Origin of the sequence: Paraburkholderia aromaticivorans (genome assembly GCF_002278075.1) — a bacterium.
Taxonomy (GTDB): Bacteria; Pseudomonadota; Gammaproteobacteria; order Burkholderiales; family Burkholderiaceae; genus Paraburkholderia; species Paraburkholderia aromaticivorans.
This window is the reverse complement of the sequence record NZ_CP022990.1, coordinates 17,235-41,298: the sequence shown is the minus strand read 5'-3', so window position 1 is coordinate 41,298 and position 24,064 is coordinate 17,235. Positions and strand designations below refer to the sequence as shown.

Below are 24,064 nucleotides of genomic sequence, written 5' to 3'. Positions count from 1 at the left end.
ATGCGCAACCGGATGGTGAAGGGCAATATCGAACGCTCGAATCACGAGCGCGGCAGGACCGGATCGCAGACACGCCGCATTGGACGCCCCGGCTCGCAACGGCTGGTGCGCGGCCTCGCATGCTGGCTCGCGTTGCAGACAGCGTTGGCCGCGCCGCTGGCGTCGGCGGCCGAAGCCGTGACGGCGGCTGCGGGCGCCGTCCAAAGCGCGGCCGGAGCCGTTCACGCCGTTCCGGCCGCTCAGGTCGCTCAGGTCGCTCCGGTCGCGTCCGGCATCGGCAGCGTGCCCGCGCCGGGCGCGGCCGTGCCCTACGATCCGAACGCGATGGCGCAACCCCAACTGGCGACACCGACGCCGGCGCTCGCCGCGTCGTCGGTCAAAGCGTTGGGCATCAAAACGCCGACCACCGCCGAGCCGGGCACGTTGGTGCCGGGCGGCCGTCGTCAGACGCTGACCTTCGCCGACCTCGGCGCGCTCGACCCGCTGCAACTGCGCGGCACCGACGGGCAGAACGGCGTGGCGTTCTCCGTGCGTGGCGACGAAGTGGTGACCGGCGCGGTCCTGCACCTGGTCTACAGCTACTCCCCCGCGCTGCTCGCGAATATTTCGCAGCTCAAGGTGCTGGTGAACGGCGAAGTCGCCGCCACGCTGCCCGTGCCGCACGAACAGGCCGGCATGCTGGTGGCGCGCGACGTCTCGATCGATCCGCGTTTCATCACCGAGTTCAACCATCTGAACGTGCAGTTGATCGGCCATTACACGACGAGCTGCGAAGACCCGGCAAACTCGTCGCTGTGGGCGACCGTCAGCAATGCGAGTTCACTCGATCTGACGTATGCGTCGCTTGCCAGCAAGCCGGATCTGGCGGCGCTGCCGCAGCCGTTTTTCGACCGTCGCGACGTGCGCCGTCTCGAGTTGCCGTTCGTGTTCCCGCAGAAGCCGGGGAACGCCACGCTCGAAGCGGGCGGCATCGTGGCGTCGTGGTTCGGCGCGCTCGCCGGCTATCGCGGCGCGGTGTTTCCGGCCCAACTGGATAACGCCCCGCTCTCCGGCAATGCAGTGGTGTTCGCCACCTCGGATCAACGGCCGGCCGGCGTCAACATTCCGGCGATCTCCGGCCCGACCATCACCGTGGTCGATCGCGACGCGCCGGCGCGCGGCAAGCTGCTGCTCGTGCTCGGGCGCACCGAGGCCGAACTGAAAACCGCCGCGAAATCGCTCGGCATCGGCCGCAACGCGCTGACGGGCCAGAGCGCGACGATCACGCAGTTGAACGAGCTCACGCCGCGCGCACCGTACGATGCGCCGAACTGGCTGCCCACCAACCGCCCGGTGCATTTCGGCGAACTCGCCGATCCGCGCGATCTGACCGTGTCCGGCTACGACGCCGACGCCGTGCACGTGAATCTGCGCATGCCGCCCGACCTGTTCATGTGGCACACCAAGGGCGCGCCGATCGATCTGCGCTACCGCTACACGGTGCGTCCGCTGCGCGATCGTTCGTCGCTCAACGTGAGCGTGAACAACGGCTTCGTGCAGGCGCTGCCGATTCCGGCCGAGTCCGTCTCGGTGTTCGAACTGAGCCATTACTTCGGGCGCGTGTTGCCGGACAAGACCGCCGAAGCGCGCCGCACCGTGTATATACCGCCGCTGCTGCTGACGCCGCGCGCACAGGTGCGCCTGCACTTCTACTACGACATTCCGAACACCGGCGAATGTCACGGGCGTCTGCTCGACAATGTGGTCGGCGCGATCGACCCGAACTCGACGATCGACCTCTCGTCGTTCCCGCACTACATGGCGCTGCCCGATCTGGCCGCGTTCGCCAACAGCGGCTTCCCGTTCACGCGCATGGCGGACCTTTCCGAAACCGCCGTGATCCTGCCGAACGACGCCGATTCGAGCGACTACAGCCTGTACCTGCTGACCATGGGCCGCATGGGCACCTCCACCGGCTATCCGGTGATGGGCGTGACGGTCGGCAGCGCCGACGACGCCGACAGGTTCGCCAATAAGGACCTGCTGATTTTCGGCGCGCCCGGCAAGCAACCGCTGCTGCAGCGCTGGGCGAAGTCGATGCCGTTCTCCAGCGACGGCGACTCGCGCACTTTCCAGGTCTCCGACATCGTCTTCAAGCTGGAAGACTGGTGGCATGGCGAACGCGGTGTCGAGCGCACGCCCGCGCGCGCCGATCTGACGCTGGTGAGTTCGAATGGCGATGCGCTTCTGACCGGTTTCGAATCGCCGCTGCAGAAAAACCGCAGCGCGGTGGCGCTGGTGAGCGCGGCCGGCCAGTCGGACGCCGACCTGTCCGCGGCGCTGCTCGACGCCGACGTGCTGCCGCAGATTCAAGGCGCGATGGCCGTGATCCACGGCCGCACGGTGACCATCACTTCGAACGGCGATGCGTATTACGTCGGCCACCTGTCGCCGCAGGAGTATCTGCGCTGGGCGCTGTCGTCGCATCCGTTGCTGTTGATGCTGGGCGGCGTGCTCGCCGCGCTGATCATCGCGGGCCTGTTCTACCGGACGCTGCGCTCGATCGCCGCGCGCCGCCTGAAGGATTAATAGGATCGATATGAGGGTTCGAATCAACAAGAAAATCGGCCTGGCGCTGACGCTCGGGCTGGCGGCGTCGGCGAGTTTCGGCAACATCGTCAAAGTAGCGCAGACCGCCGCCGCGCCCGGCGCGTGCGGCGACTGGAGCGGCTACCGCGCGTTCGTCGAACGCTTCGTGCAGGCCGACGGCCGCGTGATCGACTACTCCACGCCAACCCAGCAAACCACCTCCGAAGGCCAGTCGTACGGGCTCTTCTTCGCGCTGCTCGCCAACGACCGCGCGACCTTCGACCGGCTGCTCGGCTGGACCCGCACCAATCTCGCGGGCAATCAGTTCGACGCGCGGACCATGCGGCTGCCGGCCTGGCAATGGGGCAGAAAAGCGGACGGCTCGTACGGCGTGCTCGATCCGAATTCCGCGTCCGACTCCGACCTGTGGATCGCCTACGATCTGCTGCAAGCGGGCCGCCTGTGGCACGAAGCAGGCTATACGCAGATGGGCGAGGCGCTGGCCGCGCAGATCGCGCGCGAGGAAACGACCACGTTGGCGGGCGTCGGGCCGATGCTGCTGCCCGGACCGCAAGGCTTCAGGAACGGCGGCGTGACGCGCCTGAATCCCAGCTATCTGCCGCTGCCGGTCCTGCGCTCGCTCGCGCACGAGATGCCGAACGGCCCGTGGGGCAAGCTCGCCGAGAGCGCGTACAAGCTCATCAAGACCACTGCGCCGCAAGGCTTCGCTCCCGACTGGGCGGCCTGGCAAAACGGCCAGTTCGTGGTCGATCCGAAAAACGGCGACACCGGCAGCTACGACGCGATCCGCGTTTATCTGTGGGCCGGTCTCGCCTCGCCCGCCGATCCGCTCGCCAAACCGTGGCTCGCGGCGCTCGGCGGCATGCGCGCGCGCGTCGCGCAAACGGGCATTCCGCCCGAAAAGGTTTCGTCGACCACCGGCGCGGCCAGCGGCGAAGGGCCGCTTAGCTACTGGGCCGCGCTCGCGCCGTACTTCAAGGCGCTCGGCGACGAGCACGGCCTCGGCCTCGCGCGCGCGCATCTGGCCGCGCTCGACGCCGCCGTGCCGGGCCGCGACCCGGTTTACTACGATCGGGTGCTGGGCTTGTTCGGCACGGGGTTCATCGACGGCCGCTATCGTTTCGACGAAGCCGGTCGTCTCGTGCCGAGTTGGAGAAACGCATGCGACTGAGCGCCCTCGCGTTGTCTCTGCGCTTCGCGCTCAGCCTCACGGCGCTCGGCTGCGTGGCGTCGGTTTCGCCGGACGCGCTGGCGCAGGCGTCGAAAGATCCGTTGAACGTGCTGATCGATCAGGGCAAGTACTGGCAATCGCATCAGCGCGGCGACCTCGCCGAACAGGCGTGGCAGAAGGTGCTGCGCATCGATCCCAAACAGCCCGATGCGCTCTTCGGCATGGGCATGGTGCTCGCCGACCGCAAGGACGGCGCCGGCGCGCAGCAATATCTGGCGCGTCTGAAGGCAGCCGCGCCGAACTACCCGAATCTGGATGAGCTCGGCCGGCGCCTGGGCGAATCGAGCCTGCGCGACCAGACCGTAAACGACGCCCGGCGTCTCGCGCAAAGCGGCCAGAGCGCGAGCGCGGTGCAGGAATATCAACGCGCGCTGAACGGCAAACCGGCCACGCCCGAATTGCAGCTCGAGTACTACCAGGCGCTGTCGGCCACGCCGCAGGGCTGGGACCAGGCGCGCCGCGGACTGGAGCAGCTCGCGCGCGACAACCCCGACGACCCGCGTTACGCGCTCGCCTACGCGCAGCATCTGACCTATCGCGACGTGACGCGCCGCGACGGCATCGCGCGTCTGCAGAAACTGGCGGGCGACAGCACGGTCGGCGCGTCGGCGAAAAAGAGCTGGCGTCAGGCGCTGTTGTGGCTGGACGCGCGGCCTTCCGACGCCGCGCTCTATCAGGCTTATCTGCAAACCGCGATGGACGACGCCGCGGTCAAGGCACGCTTCGATTCGATGGTGCAGCAGGACAGCGCGGCCCGCGCGCGCGCGCAGGAAAACGCCGCCGTCGACGCGCGCGGCCGCACGATCGCCGACGGTTTCGCCGCGCTTGACCGCAACGACGCGGCCACGGCGCGCGCGAAGTTTTCCTCGGTGCTGGCCGCGAGCCCGAACGACACCGACGCGCTCGGCGGCATGGGCATCGCCGCGTTGAAGCAGGAGCATTTCGCCGAAGCCCGCACCTATCTGGAGCGCGCGTCGCGCAACGGCAATCCGGCGCGCTGGAAAACCGCGCTCGACAGCGCGACCTACTGGACCTATACGAGCGAGGCGATCGGCGCGCGCAGCAACGGCGAGTTCGCGAAGGCGAAGTCGCTGTTCGAGCGCGCGATCGCGCTGAACCCGTCGGACGTCACCGCGCAGGTGCTGCTCGGCGAAATGCTGCTCGCCAACGGCGACCCGGCCGGCGCCGAGCAGGCCTACCGGATGGCGCTGCGCCGTCAGGCCGACAACCCCGACGCGGTGCGCGGTCTGGTCGGCGCGCTCGCCGCCCAAGGCCGCGGCGACGAGGCGCTGCAGTTCGCCAATCAGCTGAACGCCGAACAGCAGTCGAAGGCCGGCGGCATCAACCGTCTGCGGGGCGAAGCGCAGGCCGCGCAAGCGCGCGCCGCCGAAGCGCGCGGCGATCTCGGCAGCGCGCGCAGCCTCTTTGAAGACGCGCTGCTGAACACCCCCGACGACCCATGGCTGCGGCTCGACCTCGCGCGCATCTACGTGCGCCAGGGCGCGGTCGCCAACGCGCGCAGCATGATGGACGGTCTGCTCGCCGCGCATCCCGACATGACCGACGCGCTGTACGCGAGCGCGTTGCTGTCGGCGGAAACGCAGGACTGGTCGGCGGGTCTCGCGCAGCTCGAGCGCATTCCGGTCGCGCAGCGCACCGACGCGAGGGCGACCTTGCAGCACCGCTTGTGGGTGCATCAACAGGCCGACCTCGCCACGCGTATGGCGCGCAACGGCCAGACCCAACAGGCGCTCGCCACGCTGCGCGCCGCGGAGCCGGTTGCGGGCAACAGCCCCGAGTTGATCGGCGTGATCGCCGCCGCTTACAGCCAGGCCGGCGACCCGAACCGGGCGCTCGGACTGGTGCGCGCCGCCATGAACGCGGCGCCCGGCAACACCGATCTGCTGCTGCAATACGCGGGCATTCTGTCGGCCACGCAGCAGGAAGCCGAGCTCGGCATGGTGATGCGCCGGCTCGCCTCGATGCAATTGACGCCGCAGCAGCGCACCGACTTCGGCAATCTGAATCTCGGCATTGTCATCAAGCAGTGCGACGCGGTGCGTCAGCGCGGCGACCTTGCCGGCGCCTACGACGTGATCGCGCCGTGGCTCGCCGCGATGCCCGACAATCCCGACTTGCAGGCCGCGCTCGGCCGCCTCTATTCGACGGCAGGCGACGACCGCAACGCGGTCGCGAGCTATCGCGTCGCGCTGCAACGCAAGCCCGACGATCTGAATCTGCTGCAAGCGACGATTTCCGCCGCGGCTGGCGCAAAGCAGTTCAGCTACGCCGAGTCGCTCGCGAAGCAGGCCTTGAATGCGGCGCCCACCGATCCGGGCGTGCTGGCCACGGTCGGCCGCATGTATCGCGCCGAAGGTAAGCTCTCGCTCGCATCGACGTATCTGCAACGTTCGCTCGTGGCCGCCAACACGCCGCTGATGGCCAACACCCCGCGCAACCCGGCGAGCAACGTGCCGCGCGGCTGGGAAGTGGCGATGCGGCGGATCGGCGCGACACCGCTGCCGGGCACCAATCCTTTCGAGGGCAAGACCGCCACGGTCACGACGACCGACGCCGACCACGCCGCGCTTGCCGGCGGCAGCTACAACGCCGCGCGCGCAACGCTCCCGTATTCGCAGTCTTCCTTGCCGACACAGACCGTGCCGAACTATCCGCCGCCCACGCAGCCCGCGCCTTACGTCGCGCCGTATTCATCGCCCGCGCGGCCTTATGCGCCGAGCCAGGCGCCCGCCACCCTGCCGTATAACGCGCCGCGTCCGGGCAGCGGGTCGGGCGTCGATTCGGGCGGCTACGGCCAGGAGGCTTACGGGTCGAGCCAGTCGGGTGCGCCGCTGCAGCCTTATCCGGGCCAGGCTTATGCAGGCCAGGCGTATGCGGGCCAAGGACAGGGCCAGCAGCCGAACCAGGCGCAAGCGCCGCAGTTGCAGCAGGCGCCGCAACCCTACAACCCGGCTTATCCGCAGCAGGCGCCCTACGCGCAGCAGCCGCAATATGGCGCACCGGATGGTTATGCGGCGACGCCGTGGCCGATGTCGCCGGCCGCGCGCGCAGCGCAGGCCAACGCCGGGTCAATGCAGGCGCAGCCGTACGGCGCGTCGGGCACGAGCGCGAAACGCGCGGCCAGCAAGAAGCAAAGCGCGTCGAACAATAGCCGCAACGCGCCCGCCTATGCGCAGGCGCCGTATGGACAACAGCAAGGCTACGCGCAGCAGCAGCCTTACTACGGCCAGCCGGCGTATCCGCGGCAGCAGCAGCAGCAGGGCTACGCTCAGCAACCTTATCAACCCTACCCGCCCCAGCAGCAGGCGTACGCGAATCAGGGCTACTACGCGCAACAACAGCCGTACATTCCGCAGCCGCCCACCGGTTATGCGCAGCCGTACTACCCGGCGCAACCCGGCGCGGCCGGCGGCGGCAATGGCAATACGTATGCGCCGTCGAACGTGGCGAACGCGCAAACGCTCGGCGTCGCGGAAGAACTGGCGCAGGTCAACCGCGAGCAGTCGAGCACGATATCGGGTGGCATCGTGTTCCGTAACCGCAGCGGCGAGGACGGCCTGTCCAACCTCACCGACATCGAAGCACCGCTACAGGGGCGCATCAGGGCGGGTAACGGCCACATCGTCGTCACGGCCACGCCTGTCACGCTCGATGCCGGCAGCGCGGCCGGCAACGTGTCGACGCTCGCGCGTTTCGGCTCGGGCCTGTCGAGCGACACGTCCAAGACGGCCGCCCAGGCGGGCAACAACACATACGGCAGCCAGACCGCGAACGGCGTGGGCCTGTCGGTCGGCTACGAGGGCCGCGGTATCAGCGGCGATATCGGCGTGACGCCGATCGGTTTCCGCGAGACCAACATCGTCGGCGGCGCCCAATACAACGGCGGCATCACCGACAAGGTGTCGTACTCGCTGGCCGTCGCGCGCCGCGCGGTGACCGACAGTCTGCTGTCCTATGCCGGAGCGCGCGACTCCGGCTCCGGCCTCGAATGGGGCGGCGTCACCTCGAACGGCGGACTCGCCAGCCTCGCCTGGGACGACGGCACGAACGGCCTGTACGTGAACGCCGGCTTTCAGTACTACGACGGCAAGAACGTGCCGAGCAACACCGCCGTCAAGGGCGGCGGCGGCGTCTACACGCGTCTGCTGAAAGACGCCGACCAGACGCTCACGATCGGCGTGAATACGACGCTGATGGGTTACAACAAGAATCTGTCGTACTTCACGTATGGCCAGGGCGGCTATTTCAGTCCGCAACAATACGTGATCCTGAACTTGCCGATCGAATGGACCGGCCGCAACGGCGCGTTCACGTACGACGTGAAGGGCTCGATCGGCGTGCAGCATTACCGCGAGGATGCGTCGAACTACTTCCCGCTCAACGACGGCTCCAACCGGCAGGACACGGCCGCGTCGAATGCGCAATCCATCGGCACCAGCGTGCAGAGCGGCGCGCAGTACCCGGGCCAAAGCAAGACCGGCGTGTCGTATTCGTTAAGCGCGGTCGGCGAATATCAACTGGCGCCGCAACTGGCGTTCGGAGCCACCGCTTCGCTCGGCAATGCTTATGAATATCGCGAGTGGCTCGCGGCGGTTTATGTGAGGTATAGCTTCAGCAAGCAGACGGGCCTGCAGCCGTTCCCGCCGACTCCGCTCACCTCGCCGTATCTGTCGTTGTCGAACTGATGTCCGCTTGACCCGGTTTGCGTGGCCTTCCGGCGGCGGCTCGACGCAAGCTGCCGCCGCCGGGAGCAAGCTGCGTCAGCCGTCCCGGCGCTCGGTCGCGTAGCGCCGGCAATGTTCGAGATAGCCGGCGGCGTGGCTGCTCACCAGTTCCACGATGCCTTTCCACAACCACCCTGGCGCGTCGAGCGTCTTCGACCGGTTTCTGCGCAATTCGGCGAGCCAGGCCTTGCGCTCGGCGCCATCCATTTGGCGCGCGTGCGCCCGGCCGACCACCATCGCCAGAAAGCGCGCCGCCTTCGTCGCTTCGTCGCGGGTCAGTTGCTCGATGGTCAGCTTCATGTCCTGCGGCAGCAGTTCGCGAATCACCACGGCACGATCCGCGAGCCGCGCCGCCCGCATCCGCTCGCCGAGCGACGGCGAGAGATGCCGCGCGCCCTCCACCACCCGTTCGGCGTTATCGCGCGGCATCCGCACGCCGGGATAACGCGGCGCGGCCGCCTGCGCGGCTTCCTTGATATCGATGAGGCACAGGTCGTCGCCGTCCACGGCCGCGCCGTCGATGTCGAGCAGCACCGCATAGCGCAGCCTGCCGAGCGAGCTGCATCCTTTCACCCAGTACGCGGCGTCGAGCACTTCCACGTCGACCTCGTCGCCGACGCCGCGCAGCACCGTGGCGAGCCGCGCGAGGGAGCCCTTCTCGAACAGCGCTTCGATCTCGCGCCGCTCGCTTTTCGCGAGCGGCCAGAAGCGCGGCCCGAGCGGAATGCTCGGTTCGAGATCCTCGATGCGCTCCTCCGCCAGATGACGCCAGGACCGGCGCACCGCTTCCTTCATGACCACCCGCACCGCCTCGGGCTTGTCCGCGCGGGCGTCGGGGTCGCCGGCGGCTTCGTCGAACGCGCGCTCGTAGCCGTCGGCCAGCGCTTCCATCATGCTCACGGTGGTCACGCCCGGCAGATCCGAGCCGCGCGCGGCCGTCGCCAGTGACAGGCCGAGGCGGATCAGGTCATGCGCCGGATTGCCGATCACGGTCTGGTCGAGGTCGCGAATCTGGATCTCGACGCGCCCTTGCGCGTCGGCCACGGGCCCGAGGTTGCCGGTATGACAATCGCCGCAAATCCAGATGGCGGGGCCTTCCGGCAAAGCATGGCCTTCGATGCCTTCGAGCCATTCGTAGAACTTGCTGGTGTTGCCGCGTACATAAGCGTGCGCCGAGCGCGCCATTCTGGCGTTGCGGCGCGTAACGAGCAGGGCCTGACGCGCTTCCGGTTTAGGCAGCTTGTTTCGTGTGATGCTCTTCTTCGCCATAGTGTGGTCCGCGTTGGTCGAGGTTCGAATTCTGCGTGGCGCCCAACCCCGCAAAGCGCCGGGCGGGGCACGCGAACAAATGGCATCAGCAGGATTCGCGCCTGCGGCGCCGGCCCGCGCACAACCTGCGAGCGGGGGCTTGCCGACATCACCCGGCTAACCGGCCGCGCCCGGCGTGACCTGCCACCGGTGCTGCGTTGTGACCTACAATTATCGCTGCCTGCCGGCGGCGACCCGCCGGCAGGTGTGGAGGGCAAGGATGCACCCCGCCTGTTGCCGGGCATGCAAGCGCGCGGCGCGCCGGCAGCGTGGGGACACATTGATCGACAAGACCTCTGGGGAACGCAGCATGCCATTTCCTGCACAAGACCACGGCTGCCCTGGCTGGAGCGGGGAAATGGCGCAGCGCATCAGCGCATTCGACTGGGCCGCCACCGGCCTCGGCGCCATTGAACACTGGCCGCGCAGTCTGACTGCCACCGTCCAGCTCGTTCTCGCCTCGCCCGTGCCGCTCGTGTTGCTGTGGGACAAACCCGGCTACATGATCTACAACGACGCCTACGCGGTGTTCGCGGGCGGACGGCACCCCTATCTGCTCGGCCGCCCGGTCGAGAGCGGCTGGCCGGAAGTCGCCGATTTCAACCGGCACGTGATGCAAACATGTCTGGCGGGCGGCACGCTGTCGTATCGCGACAAAGAACTGGTGCTGCTGCGCGACGGCCAGCCCGAAGACGTGTGGATGGATCTCTACTACAGCCCGGTCGCCGACGACAGCGGCGCGCCGGCCGGCGTGCTGGCAATGGTCGTCGAAACCACCACGCGCGTGCTGACCGAACGCTGGCGGCAACGCGCCGAAACCGAACTGCACGAGACCAACGAACGTCTGCAACTCGCGCTGAACACCGGCGCGGTACTCGGCACATGGGTGCTGGACGTGCGCACGGGAAAAGTCAGCGGCGACGAACGTTTCGCGCGCACCTTTTCCTTTCCGCGTGAAGAAGCCGCGAAGGGCATCGAGCGTTGCGCCGCCGCGCAGATGCTTCATCCGGACGACCAGGCGCTCAACGAACAATTGACGCTCGAGGCCATGCGCACCGGCGAGCCGTTTCGCGCCGAGTATCGCATCCGCCGGCCCGATGGCGACTATCTGTGGGTCCAGGCGAACGGCCGCTGCGAATTCGACGAGCATGGCGAGCCGACCCGTTTTCCCGGCGTGCTGATCGACATTCACGAACGCAAGATCGCCGAACAGTCGCTGCGGCAGTTGACCGAAACGCTCGAACAGCGCGTCGCCGACGCGGTCGCGGCGCGCGCGCTGGCCGAGGAACAGTTGCGCCAGGCGCAGAAGATGGAAGCGATCGGCAGCCTCACGGGCGGCGTCGCGCACGACTTCAACAACGTGCTGCAAGTCATCAACGGCAACCTGCAAATGCTCGCCGCCGACGCCGGCGAAGCCGGCAGCAACGCGGCCACGCAACGCCGCCTGTCCGCCGCGACCGATGCCGTCAAACGCGGCGCGAAACTGGCCGCGCATCTTCTGGCCTTCGCGCGGCGCCAGCCGCTCTCGCCGACCGTGCTGAATCCGCGCCGTCTGTTGAACGGCATGAGCGAGATGCTGCATCGCGCGCTCGGCGAAACCGTCAAGGTGGACACGGTTTTGAGCGACGACCTTTGGCACGTGCAGGCAGATCGCAATCAACTGGAAAACGCGCTGCTCAATCTGGCGATCAACGCGCGCGACGCGATGCAGGCGGACGGCACGCTCACCGTGCGCGCCACCAACCGCGTGCTGGACGCCGCGTTTTGCCGGAACAAGCCGGAACTGTCGCCGGGTGAATACGTGGTGTTCTCCGTCGCGGACACGGGCGGCGGCATGCCGCCCGAGATATTGCAACGCGTGTTCGAACCGTTCTTCACGACCAAGCCCGACGGCCACGGCACCGGCCTCGGCCTGAGCATGGTGTTCGGCTTCGTCAGGCAAAGCGGCGGTCATACGGTGATCGAAAGCGAAGTGGGACGCGGCACCACCGTCTCGCTGTTTTTCCCGCGCTGCTGCGAGCCCGAAACCGCGGAAACCGTGGGCGACACCGCCGCGCCGAGCGGCGGCGGCGAAACGATTCTGATCGTCGAAGACGATGCCGACGTGCGGCTGACCGCCGTCGAGATGCTCGCGCAACTCGGCTACAAGGTGCTGACCGCGTCGAGCGGCGACGCGGCGCTCGAGTTGATCGACAGCGAAGTGCCGATCGATCTGCTGTTCACCGACGTGGTGATGCCGGGCAAGGTCAAGAGCGTGGAACTGGCGCGACGTGCCGCGGCGCGCTCGCCCGCCGTGCCGACACTCTTCACCTCCGGCTATACGCGCGACGAAATCGTCCATCACGGCAAACTCGACGCCGGCATCACGTTGCTCTCGAAACCGTACCGGCGTGACGATCTCGCCCGCAAGGTGCGCGGCGTGTTGCGCGCCGGCATGGCCACGGCGCGGGGCGCGGTCTTGCCGGGCGATGTGAGCGGGTCCGCCACCCGGTCTGCGGTCGGGTCCGAGACGCGGTCTGTGCTCGAGTCTGTGAACGGAAGCGTGCCCGCGCCCGCGTCCGCGCCCATTTCCGTGGCCGATGGACAAATCGCCGCGTGCGTGCCGCCCGCCGCCTACGCCCCGCCAGAAACGTCCAGCGAGGAAAGCCAGCATCCCGCGCCCCGCTCTGCCGCGCGCGCTTGCGCCACACCGGCGCGCGTGCTGCTGGTCGAAGACGACGCCGATTCGCGCGAAGCCTTCAGCGGCTTGCTAAACGTGCTCGGCCTCGATTGCACCGCGGTCGCGAGCGCGGAAGAAGCGCTGCCGCTCGTGCCCGCGCAACGCTTCGACGTCCTTTTCACGGACCTGACGCTGCCCGGCATGTCCGGCGACAGCCTCGCGCGCGCCGTGCTGCGCCAGCAGCCGGAGATTCGCGTGCTGCTGGTGTCGGGCTACGGCAAGAGCGCGCCGATCGGCGAGGCCATTCCCGGCGCGCGGCTGCTCGGCAAACCGCTCGATATCGCGGCGCTGCGGCGCGAACTCGCGCAATGGATCGGCCACTCCGAAGCGGCGTCGTAGAGGCCGCCCACTCGACACCCTTGACCCGAGTTCGCCGATGGACATTCGATGCGGCACCGCAGGCTGGACCGACAAAACGCTGATTGCCTGCAAACGTTTTTATCCGCCCGGCAGCAACAGCGCGGAGGCACGTCTGCGGTTTTACGCGTCGCAGTTCCCGCTGGTCGAAGTCGATTCGGCTTACTACGCGATGCCTTCGGCAAGCAATGCGCAGTTGTGGTCCGAACGCACGCCCGAGGGCTTCACGTTCAACTTCAAGGCGTTTCGTCTTTTCACCGGCCATCAGACCTCGCCCGACGCGCTGCCGAAAGACATCGCAATCGCGCTGCCGGAGGGCATCACCGGCCCGCGCAAGAAGAACGTGTACTACCGCGACATGCCGGCCGAGATCCGCGATGAACTGTGGCGGCGCTACCGTGAAGCCCTCGAACCGCTGCGCCTGAGCGGGCGCCTTGGCGCGGTGCTGTTCCAGTTCGCGCCGTGGATCACGCGCGCGCCGGACGGCCTCGCGCTGGTCGAGGAATGCAGGGCGCGGATGGCGGGCTACATGATGGCGGCCGAATTTCGCAACCAGTCCTGGTTCGATCGGCAGCATGCGGCAGGGTCGCTCGAATTCCTGCGCGAGCGCGGCATCGTGCATGTGATCGTCGACGCGCCGCCGGACGTGACCAACCGTGTGCATACGCTGTGGGAGGCGACCCATCCCGCGCTGGCGATGGTGCGTCTGCATGGACGCAACACGCGGACGTGGAGCGCGACGGGCGCGGCGAGCGCCGCGGAGCGCTTCGATTACGACTATGACGAAGCGGAACTGACGGAACTGGCCGCCCCGATCCGCGCGATCGCGAAACGGGCGGGACGCACGCATGTCATTTTCAATAACTGCTTTGAAGATCAGGGGCAACGTAATGCTCTGACCTTGATGAAGATTCTGGGAACTGATGCGCAGGCAACTTTGCATGCGGCCAGTCCGCCTTGATAATGGCTTTCACTGCTTTTCAGGATTTTCGGCTGGGAACCGTGCATTCCTGAATAAATATCGCAGGCAAAATGCAGAAAAAAAGCGAGAGACCCATGCCAAAACAACGACGCGCACTTTACGGGGCGGCCTGGCAGTTCACCTTCCTGATGTTCCTGATCGACTGCCTGTGGGCAGCCCGGATCGGCTTTCGACTCGACCGCGGCGGCGCCGCATTGGCCATCGCGCTCACCGGCGCGCTCGTCGTGATTGACGCCGTGCTCTGGGTACTTTCGCGTATCCCTTACAAAGACGCCGACAGATCGATCTTCTACCGGAACGTGCTGGAAGCGTTCCTGTGGATCACCGTGCTGGCCACCTTCAGCAAGGTCTGCATCGTGTTTCAGTACCTGTGCGTGACCACGGATTTCCCGCTGGCGAGCAATGCATTCATCGCCGCCGACGCCGCGCTCGGCTTTCACTGGCCGGATACCTATCGATGGGTTCAGGCGCATCCGTGGCTGCATATGGCGCTGGCCACGGCCTATACGTCCGGCGCCTATCAACTCTTCATCATTCCGGTCATTCTCGCGGTGACCCGCAACACGCAGGACTACGCGGAGTTCGTCCTGCAGTTCATGGCGTCGGCCACGCTGGTGATATTGATCTCGGTGCCGTTTCCGGCTGAAAGCGCATTCGTGCATTTCGGCATTCATGATCCCGATACCGCCTCGACCGTGTCGGACTTTGCGCTTTTCAGAAATGGACACGCACGGACACTGAATCTGTCGTTCGTGCAGGGACTGGTTTCGTTCCCGTCGCTGCATACGATTCTGGCTCTCTGTTTCGCGTACGCGTTGCGCCACGTTCGTTATGTTTTTCCCATCGCGATTGCGCTGAACGCTTTAATGATCGTTTCGACGCTCACGCAGGGCGGCCATTATCTGGCCGACGTTCTGTCGGGGCTGATCGCCGGGGCCGGGGTGATCTGGCTGGTTCGCCAGGTCGCTTTCCGGGTGGCTGAGCCGGTTGCGGATCAGGCTCCCCCGGCCGTCACCTCGTAAGGCCTGCCTCGCGCCGGGTCTGTCGCCGGTGTGGAGCGCGGTGCTCGCGGCGTTGCTGCAATGCGGCAGGTGGATCGCGGCGGGCGCGAGCAGGCGGATCGCGCGGGGCGCGAGTGCGGTCGGCCTCGAATCGCCATGTATGCCGTGCAGGCCCGGAGTGCCGGTCACCCGGCATCGGCCGCAATGGCTGCCATGACGATCGGTATCGCGCTTTTTATCCTGCGGCCGGCAATGCGGCTTATATTGATGTAAGGCGTCTTCCTGCATCAACGGGACGACCGGTTCAGCGCGATCGCCGCGCCCGTGCCGGCGATCGTAGCCTTGGGACTGGCGCCCGGCGCGGCATGAAATGCGCGGCACGCACGCGCCCTGGTATGATGCCCATCGCGCGTCTTCAACGGAGTCCAGTTCACCGTTGCTCATCGCGCTGCTTTTTCTATCGTCACGAGACCCATCATGCCCGCCCAACACGACAAAGTCCCCGCCGACAGCGCCACGCCGGGCAAAGCCACGCGCAAGGCCATGCCCATCGCGGCGCGCAATCTTCTGATGGTGGCCGTCGGCGTCGCGGTCTTCGCGATCGTGGCAACCGTCGTGCTCTACGGCCCGATCACCTATGGCGACGAGATTCCGAACTTCGGCATCATTCTCATGCTGACGGTGCCGGTGATCGCGGGCGTGGCGTTCCGGGTCGGACTGGATGCCTGGCTGGATCGGAAATGAACGGGCGCCCGTCGCGAGGCCGACACCTCGCAGCGACGGCACAGTGTAATGCGAGCGCTAGCGCGACGAGCCGCTGAAGGGCAACACCACCCACACCTCCAGGCCGCAGCCCTCGCGCGCATGAAACTGCAGATTGCCGCCATGCAGCCGCGCGATCCGCTCGACGATCGCGAGCCCCAACCCGGTGCCGCCGCTATGCGAGCGCGCATTGCGGCCGCGCTGGAACGGCGCTTTCAGCTGTTCCAGCTCTTCCGCTGACAGACCCTTGCCGCGATCGCCGACCGCGACATATACCGCCTCGCCCGCCGCCCAGCTTCGCACCGCCAGTCCCGTTCCGCCATACACGATCGCGTTCTGCATCAGGTTCATGAGGAGCCGCATCATGCTGATCGGCCGGTAAGACACGGCCGGCAACTGCGCGAGCGAGAGCTCGAACTCGTGCCCCAGCCCCGCGAAATCGCCGGCGAGCCGTTCGATCAACGCATTCAGATCGCCCGGCTCCGGCTGCTCGCGCTCGCCGCTGCCCGCGTAATCCATGAACTGCTGCAGAATAGTTTCGATCTGATCCAGATAGGATTCGGCGGCAACCACGAAGCTGCTGTCGCTGCCGTCCGGCATCGCCATGGCCATCGAAAGCCGCAGCTTGGTGAGCGGCGTGCGGATGTCGTGCGAGATGCCGGCCAGCATCAGCGCGCGCGTCGCCTCGGCCTGCTGCAACGCTTGCGTCATCTGATTGAAGGCGCCGCTCACGGCGGCGATTTCGGTGGGGCCGTCGGTCGGCAGCGGCGCGGGCGTTTCACCGGCGCTCACGCGGCGCGCGGCGCGCGTCAACTGCTGGAGCGGCTGGTTCAGGTGTTGCTGGATCAGGTAACCGGTCAACGCCGCCAGCGCGCCCAGGCCGAGCGTGAGCAGGATCGCGGCGTCCAGTCCGTTGCCCTGCGCGTCCTCGGGAACCGGCAGCGCGATCCAGTACGGCGCTTGCGGGGCATCGGCCGGCGCGTGCATCCGGATCCACAGGCGTTGGCCGCCCACGGACTGCCAACGCGCCGGCATATCGGCGGGCAGGTGCGCGCGCAAGCTATCGAGAAACACGTCGCGCTGATAGATGCGATAGGCACGCATGACACTGCGCTGCGGCGCCTCGAAAGCTTCGGCCGGGACCTGCGCGCGAGCGTCGAGGCGCGCCGTCAATTCACTGCGCGCCTTGGGCGGCGTGGCCGCGAGCAGGTTGTCGAGGGTGGTCACATAAGTGGCGAACACGGCCGCCGCGCGTTCGACGCGAGGCCGCTGCACATAGTGCAGCAGCACGCCGAGCGCGCACACCTGGCTGAGCATCACGAGGGCGATCAGCAGCGCGATATTGCGCGCCAGCAGCGTTCTGGGCAACGCCCTTTGCAGCAGCGAGCGCCTCATGAGGCGACGTCCGCGGCCAGCATATAACCCACGCCCCACACGGTCTTGATGAAGCGCGGCTTGGACGGATCGTCCTCGACGATCTGCCTGAGCCGCAGCACCTGCACGTCGATGCTGCGATCGAGCGCATCGTGATCGCGGCCCCGCGCGCGCGCCAGCAGATTGTCGCGGCTCACCGGCCGGTTCGGCGACGACGCGAGCGCGACCAGCAGCAGCATCTGCGCCGAGTGAATGTCCAGCAACTCGCCCGCGCGCGAAAGCTGCTGCTTGCCGACATCGAGTGAGAAATCGCCGAAGCGCACGCTTTGCGAGGTCACGGTGACGTCGCCCGAGGCGATCTTCTGGCGGCGCAGCAGCGCGTTGATGCGCGCCACCAGTTCGCGCGGCAGGAACGGTTTGGCGAGATAGTCGTCGGCGCCGGTTTCGAGGCCGACAACCCGGTCGAGCGGGTCGCCCTTCGCGGTCAGCATCAGGATCGGCAAGGTCTGGCCCTGCTCGCGCAAGCGGGCGCAAATCGCGAGGCCGTCCTCTTCGCCGATCATCAGATCGAGCACCAGCAGATCGAAGGGCTCGCGTTCGAGGTAACGGTCAAGACGCTTGCTGTCTTCGGCCACTCTCACGTCGAAGCCGTGACCGCGCAGAAAACGCTGCAGCATGTTGCGCAACTCGACCTCGTCGTCGAGCACGATGATTTTCGCGGGGCGATCCATGCGCAAGCTCCTTGATTCGGCTAGGCGTCCGGCGGCGTCCGGCGCGCCGCGTGCCGCTCGGCCAGACGCTGCAACAGCACGTAAAACGAAGGAATGAACAGCACGGCGATGCAGGTGGACGCGAGCATCCCCGAAAATACCGCAATCCCGAGCGAGCGGCGCGCGCTCGCGCTCGCGCCGGTGGCGATCACGAGCGGCACCACGCCGAGAATAAACGCGAACGAGGTCATCATGATCGGCCGCAAGCGCAGGCGCGCGGCTTCGATCGCCGCCTGCGCCACGTCCACGCCCTGCGCGCGCAGATGCCGCGCGAATTCGACGATCAGGATCGCATTTTTCGCCGACAGCGCGATCAGCAGCACGAGACCGATCTGCGTGTACAGATTGTTGGCGGCGCCAAGCGCGGCGAGCGTGCCCGCCGTGCCGAGCAAGGCCAGCGGCACGGCCAGCACCACGGCGAGCGGCAGCAGCCAGCTTTCGTATTGCGCGGCCAGCACGCAGAACACCAGCAACACGCCCACGGCGAACACCCAGTAAGCCGAATTGCCGACCAGTTTCTCCTGATACGACATGGCGGTCCACTCATAGCCGATGCCCGCCGGCAGAATACGCGCCGCTTCCTGCTCGAACGCGGCGATGGCGTCGCCCGTGCTGTAGCCGCTCGCCGGATTGCCGTTGATGGCCGCGGCCGGCGCGAGGTTGTAGAGCGTCGCCACCGCCGGGCCGACGTTCGTGCGCGAGTCGATGAACGTACCCAGCTCGACCATGTGGCCGCTGTTGCTACGAATCTGCAGGCGGCGAATGTCGTCGGTCTGACGGCGGAACGCGCCGTCGGCCTGCACGAACACCGGGAACGTGTGGTTGAAGGTCGTGAACTGGTTCACGTAGCTCGAACCGACATAGTCCTGCAGCAGATCGAACACATTGCCGACCGGCACTTGCAGCGATTCGGCCTTGGCGCGGTCGAGCGTGAGTTCGACAGTCGGCACGGACGCGCGAAACGGGCTGAACACGCGCTGCAATTCGGGCCGCTTCGCGACGCTTGCGATCAGCGTATCGGTGGCGTCCTGCAAGCGCCGGTAGTTCTGCGTGCCGTCCGTGAGCATGACCTGCATCTGCACACCGCCGCTGTTGCCGAGGCCCTGGATCGGCGGCGGCACGATCACCACGGCGCGGATGTCGGGCAGCTTCGCCAGCTCGCTATTCATGCGCAGATACAGCGAACGCAGGTCCTCGCCTTTACCGCGCTTGCTCCAGTCGTCGAGCGTCACGTAGATCAGCGCGGAATTGGGCAGCGACGCGTTGTTGTCGAGCGGCGAGATGCCGCCGATCGACACCACGTGGCTCACGCCCGGAATGGCGCCGATCCGCTTCTCGATCTGCGTGGACGCCTCGCGCGTGCGTCCGAGCGAAGCGGCGTCGGCGAGTTGCGCGGCGATCAGCACATAGCCCTGGTCTTCGAGCGGGATGAAGCTGGTGGGAATGCGCGTCAACAGGAACGCGGATGCCGCGCCGAGCGCGAGCGCGAGCGTCAGCGCCAGCCCGCATCGCGCGACGAACCACGACACCACGCGCACGTAGCCCCGTTCGACGCGAGCGTAGCCCCTGTCGAACACGCGATACACCACGTTCGGCTTGCCGGACCGCGCATGCCGCAGCCAGCGCACGCTTTGCACCGGTTTGAGCGTGACCGCGTTGATCGCGCTGATCACCGTGGTGGCGACCACGACCAGCGCGAATTGCCGATACATCTGCCCGGTCACTCCGCCGAGAAATGCCGACGGCAGAAACACGGAAATCAGCACCAGCGTGATGCCGATGATCGGCCCGAGCAGCTCATGCATCGCGTCGATGGCGGCCTGCTTCGGCGTCTTGCCCTGCTCGATATGCTGCGTGATGCCCTCCACCACCACGATCGCATCGTCCACCACGATGCCGATGGCCAGCACGATCGCGAACAGCGTGAGCAGGTTGATCGAGAAGCCGAGCAGATAGATCGCGCCGAACGTGCCGATGATGGTCACCGGAATCGTCGTGGCCGGCACCAGCATCGCGCGCCAGTTCTGCAAGAACAGCAGGATCACCGCGAGCACGAGCAAGGCCGCTTCGAACAGCGTCTTGTACACGTCGAGCACCGATTGCCGCACGAAGGTGGTGGTGTCGAACGGCAACTGATAGCTGACGCCTTTGGGCATATCTTTCGCCAGCCGCGCCATGGTCGCCTTGACGGCGTTGCCGACTTCCAGCGCATTCGCTTCGGGCAACTGATAAATGGCGATGCCGGCGGCCGGCTTGCCGTCGAGATTGAAGAATTGCCCGTAGCTGGACGAGCCGAGTTCGGTGTGCCCCACGTCGCGGATCCGCACGAAATGGCCGCCGTCGTCGGAATCGGCCTTGACGATGATGTTGTCGAATTCGTGCGGGTCGGAGAGCGCGCCGCGCATCGTCACCGTGAGCTGGAACGCCTGGCCGCCCGCATTCGGTTCGGAGCCGAGCTGGCCCGCGCTCACGTCCCTGCTTTGGCTCTGGATCGCCGACATCACGTCGGCGGCGCTCAGATTGCGCTCGCTCAGCTTCTGCGGATCGAGCCACACGCGCATGCTGTACTGCCCGGTGCCGAACACGGTGACGTCGCCCACGCCGGGCAAGCGCGCCAGCGTGTCGCGCAGATAGATCACCGCGTAGTTGCTCAGAAACAGCGAATCGTATTTCGGATCGGGCGATTGCAGCGTGTAGAGCTGCAGGATCGCGGTCGAGCGTTTGCGCACGGTCACGCCTTGCTGCTGCACCGCCTGCGGCAATTGCGCGGTCGCCGCCGACACGCGGTTTTGCACCAGCACCTGCGCCTTGTCGGCATCCGTGCCCACGGCGAAGGTGACCGTGAGGGTATAGCTGCCGTCGTTGGTGCTGGTCGATTGCATGTACAGCGCGTTCTCCACGCCGTTCACCTGCGTTTCGATCGGCAGCGCCACCCGGTTGATCACGGTCGCGGCATTGGCGCCGGGAAAACGCGCCACCACCTGCACGGTCGGCGGCGTGATAGGAGGATATTGCGCGACCGGCAGATTGAGCAGCGCGACGGCGCCGAGCAGCATCACGATCAACGCGATCACATTGGCAAGGACGGGACGCTCGACGAAAAAGCGGATCATGACTGACCCTGGGCCGCGGCGGCAGCCACCTGCACCTTGCTGCCCGGCGCCACCGCCAGCGCGCCGCCCGTCACGACCTGGTCGTTCGCGTCGAGGCCCGCCGTGATGGCGCGCAGTGCGCCATACTGACCGCCCGCCACCACTGCGCGCTTCTCGATCACGTTCGCGCCGTTTACGATCAGCACGAACGCGCCGGCCTGCTCGCGCAGCAGCGCGGTATCGGGCACCAGCAGCGCATACTGCGGCGCGCCGGCGGGAATGTGCACCTCGACCGACATGCCCGGAATCAGATGCGCGTCCGGATTGGCGATGTCCGCTCGCAGCCTGATCGCGCCACTGCCGGGATCGACCCGCGTATCGACGAATTCGAGCGCCGCGTCTTCGCCCTGCCCGGCCGGCGCGCCGAGCACGTTTACGCGCACCGTGCGCGGCGGCCGGGTGAATAGCCCGATGCGGTTCGCGTCGCGTTCGTTCAGCGTGAAATTCACGTACACCGGCTGGATGCGATCCAGCGTGGCCAGCTTGCTGGAATCGGACGCGCCCACCAGGTTGCCGACGTCGAACGAGCGCGCGCCGATCCGCCCGGAGAACGGCGCGCGAATCTCCGTGTAGCCGAGATTGATGCGCGACATGTCGCGTTTGGCAAGCGCCTGATCGCGGGTGGTCTGCGCTTTTTGCAGCGACGACTCGGAGGTCGCGTTATCGGACGTGAGCTCTTTCTGACGCGTCAACTCCTGGTCCGCGTTGACGAGCGCGGCCTCGTCGTAGACGAGCTGCGCGCGGTAGGCGTCCGGCTCGATGCGGAACAGCACTTGCCCTTGCTTGACGTAAGCGCCGTCGCGGAAACCGATTTCCTTCAGCACGCCTTGCACGCGCGCCACCAGCGTGACGGTCGCCGAAGGCGCGACGGTGCCGCTCAGGTCGAGCTGCTCGCGCACCTCGCGCGGTTGCGGCCGCGTCACGCTCACTTGCGGCAAAGGGGCAGTCTGCGCGGCCGGCGCGTTGCCGTCGTGGCAAGCGGCCAGCGCCGCGCCGAGGGCCACGCAAATCGCGACCGCGAGACGCTCCGCTATCCGGCTTCTGAATGCACAGGTCTTATGTGCGCGGCTCTTCTGTGCCATGTTCCTATTTCCCATCCTCAGGCTGGCCCCCGCTCGCGCGCGCCAGCGCGGAATTCGCCGGCGGATTCAACAGGCGCCCCCAATCCGTGCGCTGCGCCATCTGTTCGGCGATCTGTTCGCTCACCACCTGCTGGCCTTGCGCGACCTCCCAGCCGCCGCCGAGCGCGCGATACAGCGACACCGCGGCGATCGCCGCGAGTCCCTGGTTTTGCGCCAGCGAATCGCCGTCGCGTAACACGGAGCGCGATGCGTCGAGCACGGTGTCGTAGGTCACCGAGCCCGAGCGATACTGCGCGTTGGCGAGCCGCAGCGCGCGCTGCGAGGCGTCCGAGGCACGCGCCGACGCGGCCAGCGCGTCGAGCGTGGTGCGCAGTCCGGCAATCGCGTCTTCCACTTCTTTCTGCGCCTGCAGCACCGTGTTCTGATAGTCGAGCACGGCCTCCTGAAAGGTCGCGTCCTGAATGCGCACGGCGTTTTTCAGCTGGCCGCGATCGAGGATCGGCAAAGTGATGCCGGCGGAAAAGAGTCCGATGGTCTTGCTGCCCCATTGCGTCAGCCCGATACCGTGCTGTTCGCCGGACGACAGGCCGAACAATCCGGTCAGCGACAGGGACGGATACAGCTTCGCCCTGGCCGCGCCGATCAGCGCCGATTGCGCCGCCGCGTTGAGCGCGGCCTGGCGCACGTCGGGCCGGCGCCGCAGCAGATCGGCGGGAATCCCGACATCGATCTGCGTCGGCGGCACGGGGATCGCGTTGCTGCCCTTCAGTTGCGCGTCGACGGCGTCGGGCGGATCGGCGAGCAGCACGGCAAGCGTGTCGCGGTCCTGCGCGCGCGCCTTGATGAGCGGCGGAATCTGCGCCTCGGTTTCCGCCACCAGCGTGGCGGCCTGCTCCACATCGAGCTGGCTCGACGCGCCGTGTTTGTAGCGCGCCTGGGTGAGCGCAAGGCTCTGCTGGACCGACTTCAGATTCTGCCGGGCGACGACAATGCGTTGGTCGAGCGCGCGCAGATCGATGTAGGCATTGGCAACGTCGCCGAACAGCGACACCAGCGCGTTGTCATAGGCCGCTTCCGACACACGCAGTTGCGCGCGGTCCGATTCGATCTGCCGCCGGTATTTGCCCCAGAAATCGATTTCCCATCCGGCGTTCACGCGCAGATGCTCGGCCCAAAGATGGGTCGGCGGAAGCGGGCCGACGCCGCTCGTGTTGATATGGTCGGCGCCCACGGACACGCTGCCCGACTGCGGCAGCAGGTTTTCCGCACTGATCGCGAGTTGCGCGCGCGCCTTGAAGATATGCAGCCCGGCCACTTGCAGCGACAGGTTGCGCTCATAAGCGCGCTGCTCCAGCGCGGTGAGCACGGGATCGTTGAACGCGGTCCACCAGGCCGCTTGCGCGGCGGGCGTGGCCTGCGCGTTGCCGGGCAAACTCTCGAGCCACTGGTTTTCGAGCGTCGCCTGCGGCTCCTTGAAATCGGGGCCGACGCTCGCGCAGCCGCCGAGCGCCGCGCTGATCGATACGAGGATCGACGCGCTGACGATGCGAAGCTGGCGGGACAGGGCAGATTTCATCGCGCGTTTCTTATTGGTTTCACAGGACGGCGGATGGACCGGCAGGACGGCGCGCGCGCCGGCGGGCGGTGCACCCCGCGCCGCGCCACGGCTCTACGGTCCCGCCAATCCCCACCCGGCTCAGTGCGCTGCCCCGCGTTCCTGCATGAATGCCTCGATCTGCGGCAGCGTGATATAGCCCGCCTTCTGCGTATCGATCTCGTCGAAATGTCTGGCCAGCATCGGCATGCCCGCGGCGGCCTGATCTTTGGTGAGCTTGCCGTCGTGCGTGGTATTGGCATTCGCAAAGCGCGTTTGCAGCTGCTGCACCATGCGCTCCATGCGCTGCGGGTTGCCGCCTTGGGGCGCCGCGGCCTGCGCGAACGCGACGGTGGAGGCGCAGCACAGCAGCACGCTGGCGATCAACTTCTTCATGA

At 67.1% G+C, this 24,064-nt stretch carries 14 protein-coding genes; 7 read left to right on the top strand and 7 right to left on the bottom strand.

Annotation, left to right across the window (positions count from 1 at the left end; all coding sequences use genetic code 11):
• The 3 genes from bcsB to CJU94_RS19965 are packed head-to-tail and all read left to right on the top strand — an operon-like array spanning position 1 to position 8,526.
• Complete coding sequence (gene bcsB / locus CJU94_RS19975) at positions 1-2,568, top strand: cellulose biosynthesis cyclic di-GMP-binding regulatory protein BcsB (protein WP_095420472.1); 2,568 nt, start codon at positions 1-3, stop codon at positions 2,566-2,568.
• Positions 2,569-2,578: 10 nt separating this feature from the next.
• Positions 2,579-3,760: a cellulose synthase complex periplasmic endoglucanase BcsZ gene (gene bcsZ, locus CJU94_RS19970; protein WP_095420471.1), complete on the top strand. Its 1,182-nt coding sequence runs from the start codon at positions 2,579-2,581 to the stop codon at positions 3,758-3,760.
• Positions 3,751-8,526, top strand: coding sequence for a cellulose synthase subunit BcsC-related outer membrane protein (locus CJU94_RS19965; RefSeq protein ID WP_095420470.1), 4,776 nt, complete (start codon positions 3,751-3,753; stop codon positions 8,524-8,526). Before bcsZ ends, CJU94_RS19965 begins: the two co-directional genes overlap by 10 nt.
• A 75-nt stretch (positions 8,527-8,601) precedes the next feature.
• On the opposite strand, the gene CJU94_RS19960 is transcribed toward CJU94_RS19965, so the two are convergent.
• Positions 8,602-9,834, bottom strand: a complete 1,233-nt coding sequence (locus CJU94_RS19960) for a DUF2252 domain-containing protein (RefSeq protein WP_095420469.1) — start codon at positions 9,832-9,834, stop codon at positions 8,602-8,604.
• Positions 9,835-10,183: 349 nt separating this feature from the next.
• On the opposite strand from CJU94_RS19960, the gene CJU94_RS19955 reads away from it, so the two are divergent.
• The 4 genes from CJU94_RS19955 to CJU94_RS19935 all read left to right on the top strand — a co-directional run bounded on the left by CJU94_RS19955 (position 10,184) and on the right by CJU94_RS19935 (position 15,676).
• Entirely contained in the window at positions 10,184-12,931 is a 2,748-nt protein-coding gene (locus CJU94_RS19955; RefSeq protein ID WP_095420468.1) for a hybrid sensor histidine kinase/response regulator, read from the top strand.
• Between the two features lie 37 nt (positions 12,932-12,968).
• A complete protein-coding gene (locus CJU94_RS19950) occupies positions 12,969-13,910 on the top strand; it encodes a DUF72 domain-containing protein (RefSeq protein WP_095420467.1) in 942 nt (313 codons plus the stop codon).
• A gap of 95 nt (positions 13,911-14,005) precedes the next feature.
• Complete coding sequence (locus CJU94_RS19945; RefSeq protein ID WP_095420466.1) at positions 14,006-14,953, top strand: phosphatase PAP2 family protein; 948 nt, start codon at positions 14,006-14,008, stop codon at positions 14,951-14,953.
• Positions 14,954-15,409: 456 nt separating this feature from the next.
• The gene (locus CJU94_RS19935) at positions 15,410-15,676 is read left to right on the top strand and encodes a hypothetical protein (protein WP_095420464.1); all 267 of its coding nucleotides are present in this window, start codon (positions 15,410-15,412) and stop codon (positions 15,674-15,676) included.
• A 57-nt stretch (positions 15,677-15,733) separates the two neighbouring features.
• On the opposite strand, the gene CJU94_RS19930 is transcribed toward CJU94_RS19935, so the two are convergent.
• The 6 genes from CJU94_RS19930 to CJU94_RS19905 form a co-directional block, all read right to left on the bottom strand.
• Positions 15,734-17,089 carry an ATP-binding protein gene (locus CJU94_RS19930; protein WP_095420463.1) on the bottom strand — a complete coding sequence of 452 codons (1,356 nt, stop codon included), beginning with the start codon at positions 17,087-17,089 and terminating at the stop codon, positions 15,734-15,736.
• On the bottom strand, positions 17,086-17,799 hold the full coding sequence (locus CJU94_RS19925) for a response regulator (RefSeq protein ID WP_095420462.1): 714 nt from the start codon (positions 17,797-17,799) through the stop codon (positions 17,086-17,088). The genes CJU94_RS19930 and CJU94_RS19925 overlap by 4 nt, the downstream gene beginning before the upstream one ends.
• Positions 17,800-17,819: 20 nt before the next feature.
• Positions 17,820-20,951 carry an efflux RND transporter permease subunit gene (locus CJU94_RS19920; protein ID WP_095420461.1) on the bottom strand — a complete coding sequence of 1,044 codons (3,132 nt, stop codon included), beginning with the start codon at positions 20,949-20,951 and terminating at the stop codon, positions 17,820-17,822.
• Positions 20,948-22,072, bottom strand: coding sequence for an efflux RND transporter periplasmic adaptor subunit (locus CJU94_RS19915; RefSeq protein ID WP_095420460.1), 1,125 nt, complete (start codon positions 22,070-22,072; stop codon positions 20,948-20,950). Before CJU94_RS19915 ends, CJU94_RS19920 begins: the two co-directional genes overlap by 4 nt.
• Positions 22,073-22,076: 4 nt before the next feature.
• Positions 22,077-23,648: an efflux transporter outer membrane subunit gene (locus CJU94_RS19910; protein WP_095420459.1), complete on the bottom strand. Its 1,572-nt coding sequence runs from the start codon at positions 23,646-23,648 to the stop codon at positions 22,077-22,079.
• Positions 23,649-23,768: 120 nt separating this feature from the next.
• Positions 23,769-24,062: an EF-hand domain-containing protein gene (locus CJU94_RS19905; RefSeq protein WP_095420458.1), complete on the bottom strand. Its 294-nt coding sequence runs from the start codon at positions 24,060-24,062 to the stop codon at positions 23,769-23,771.
• Between the last annotated feature and the right edge of the window lie 2 nt (positions 24,063-24,064).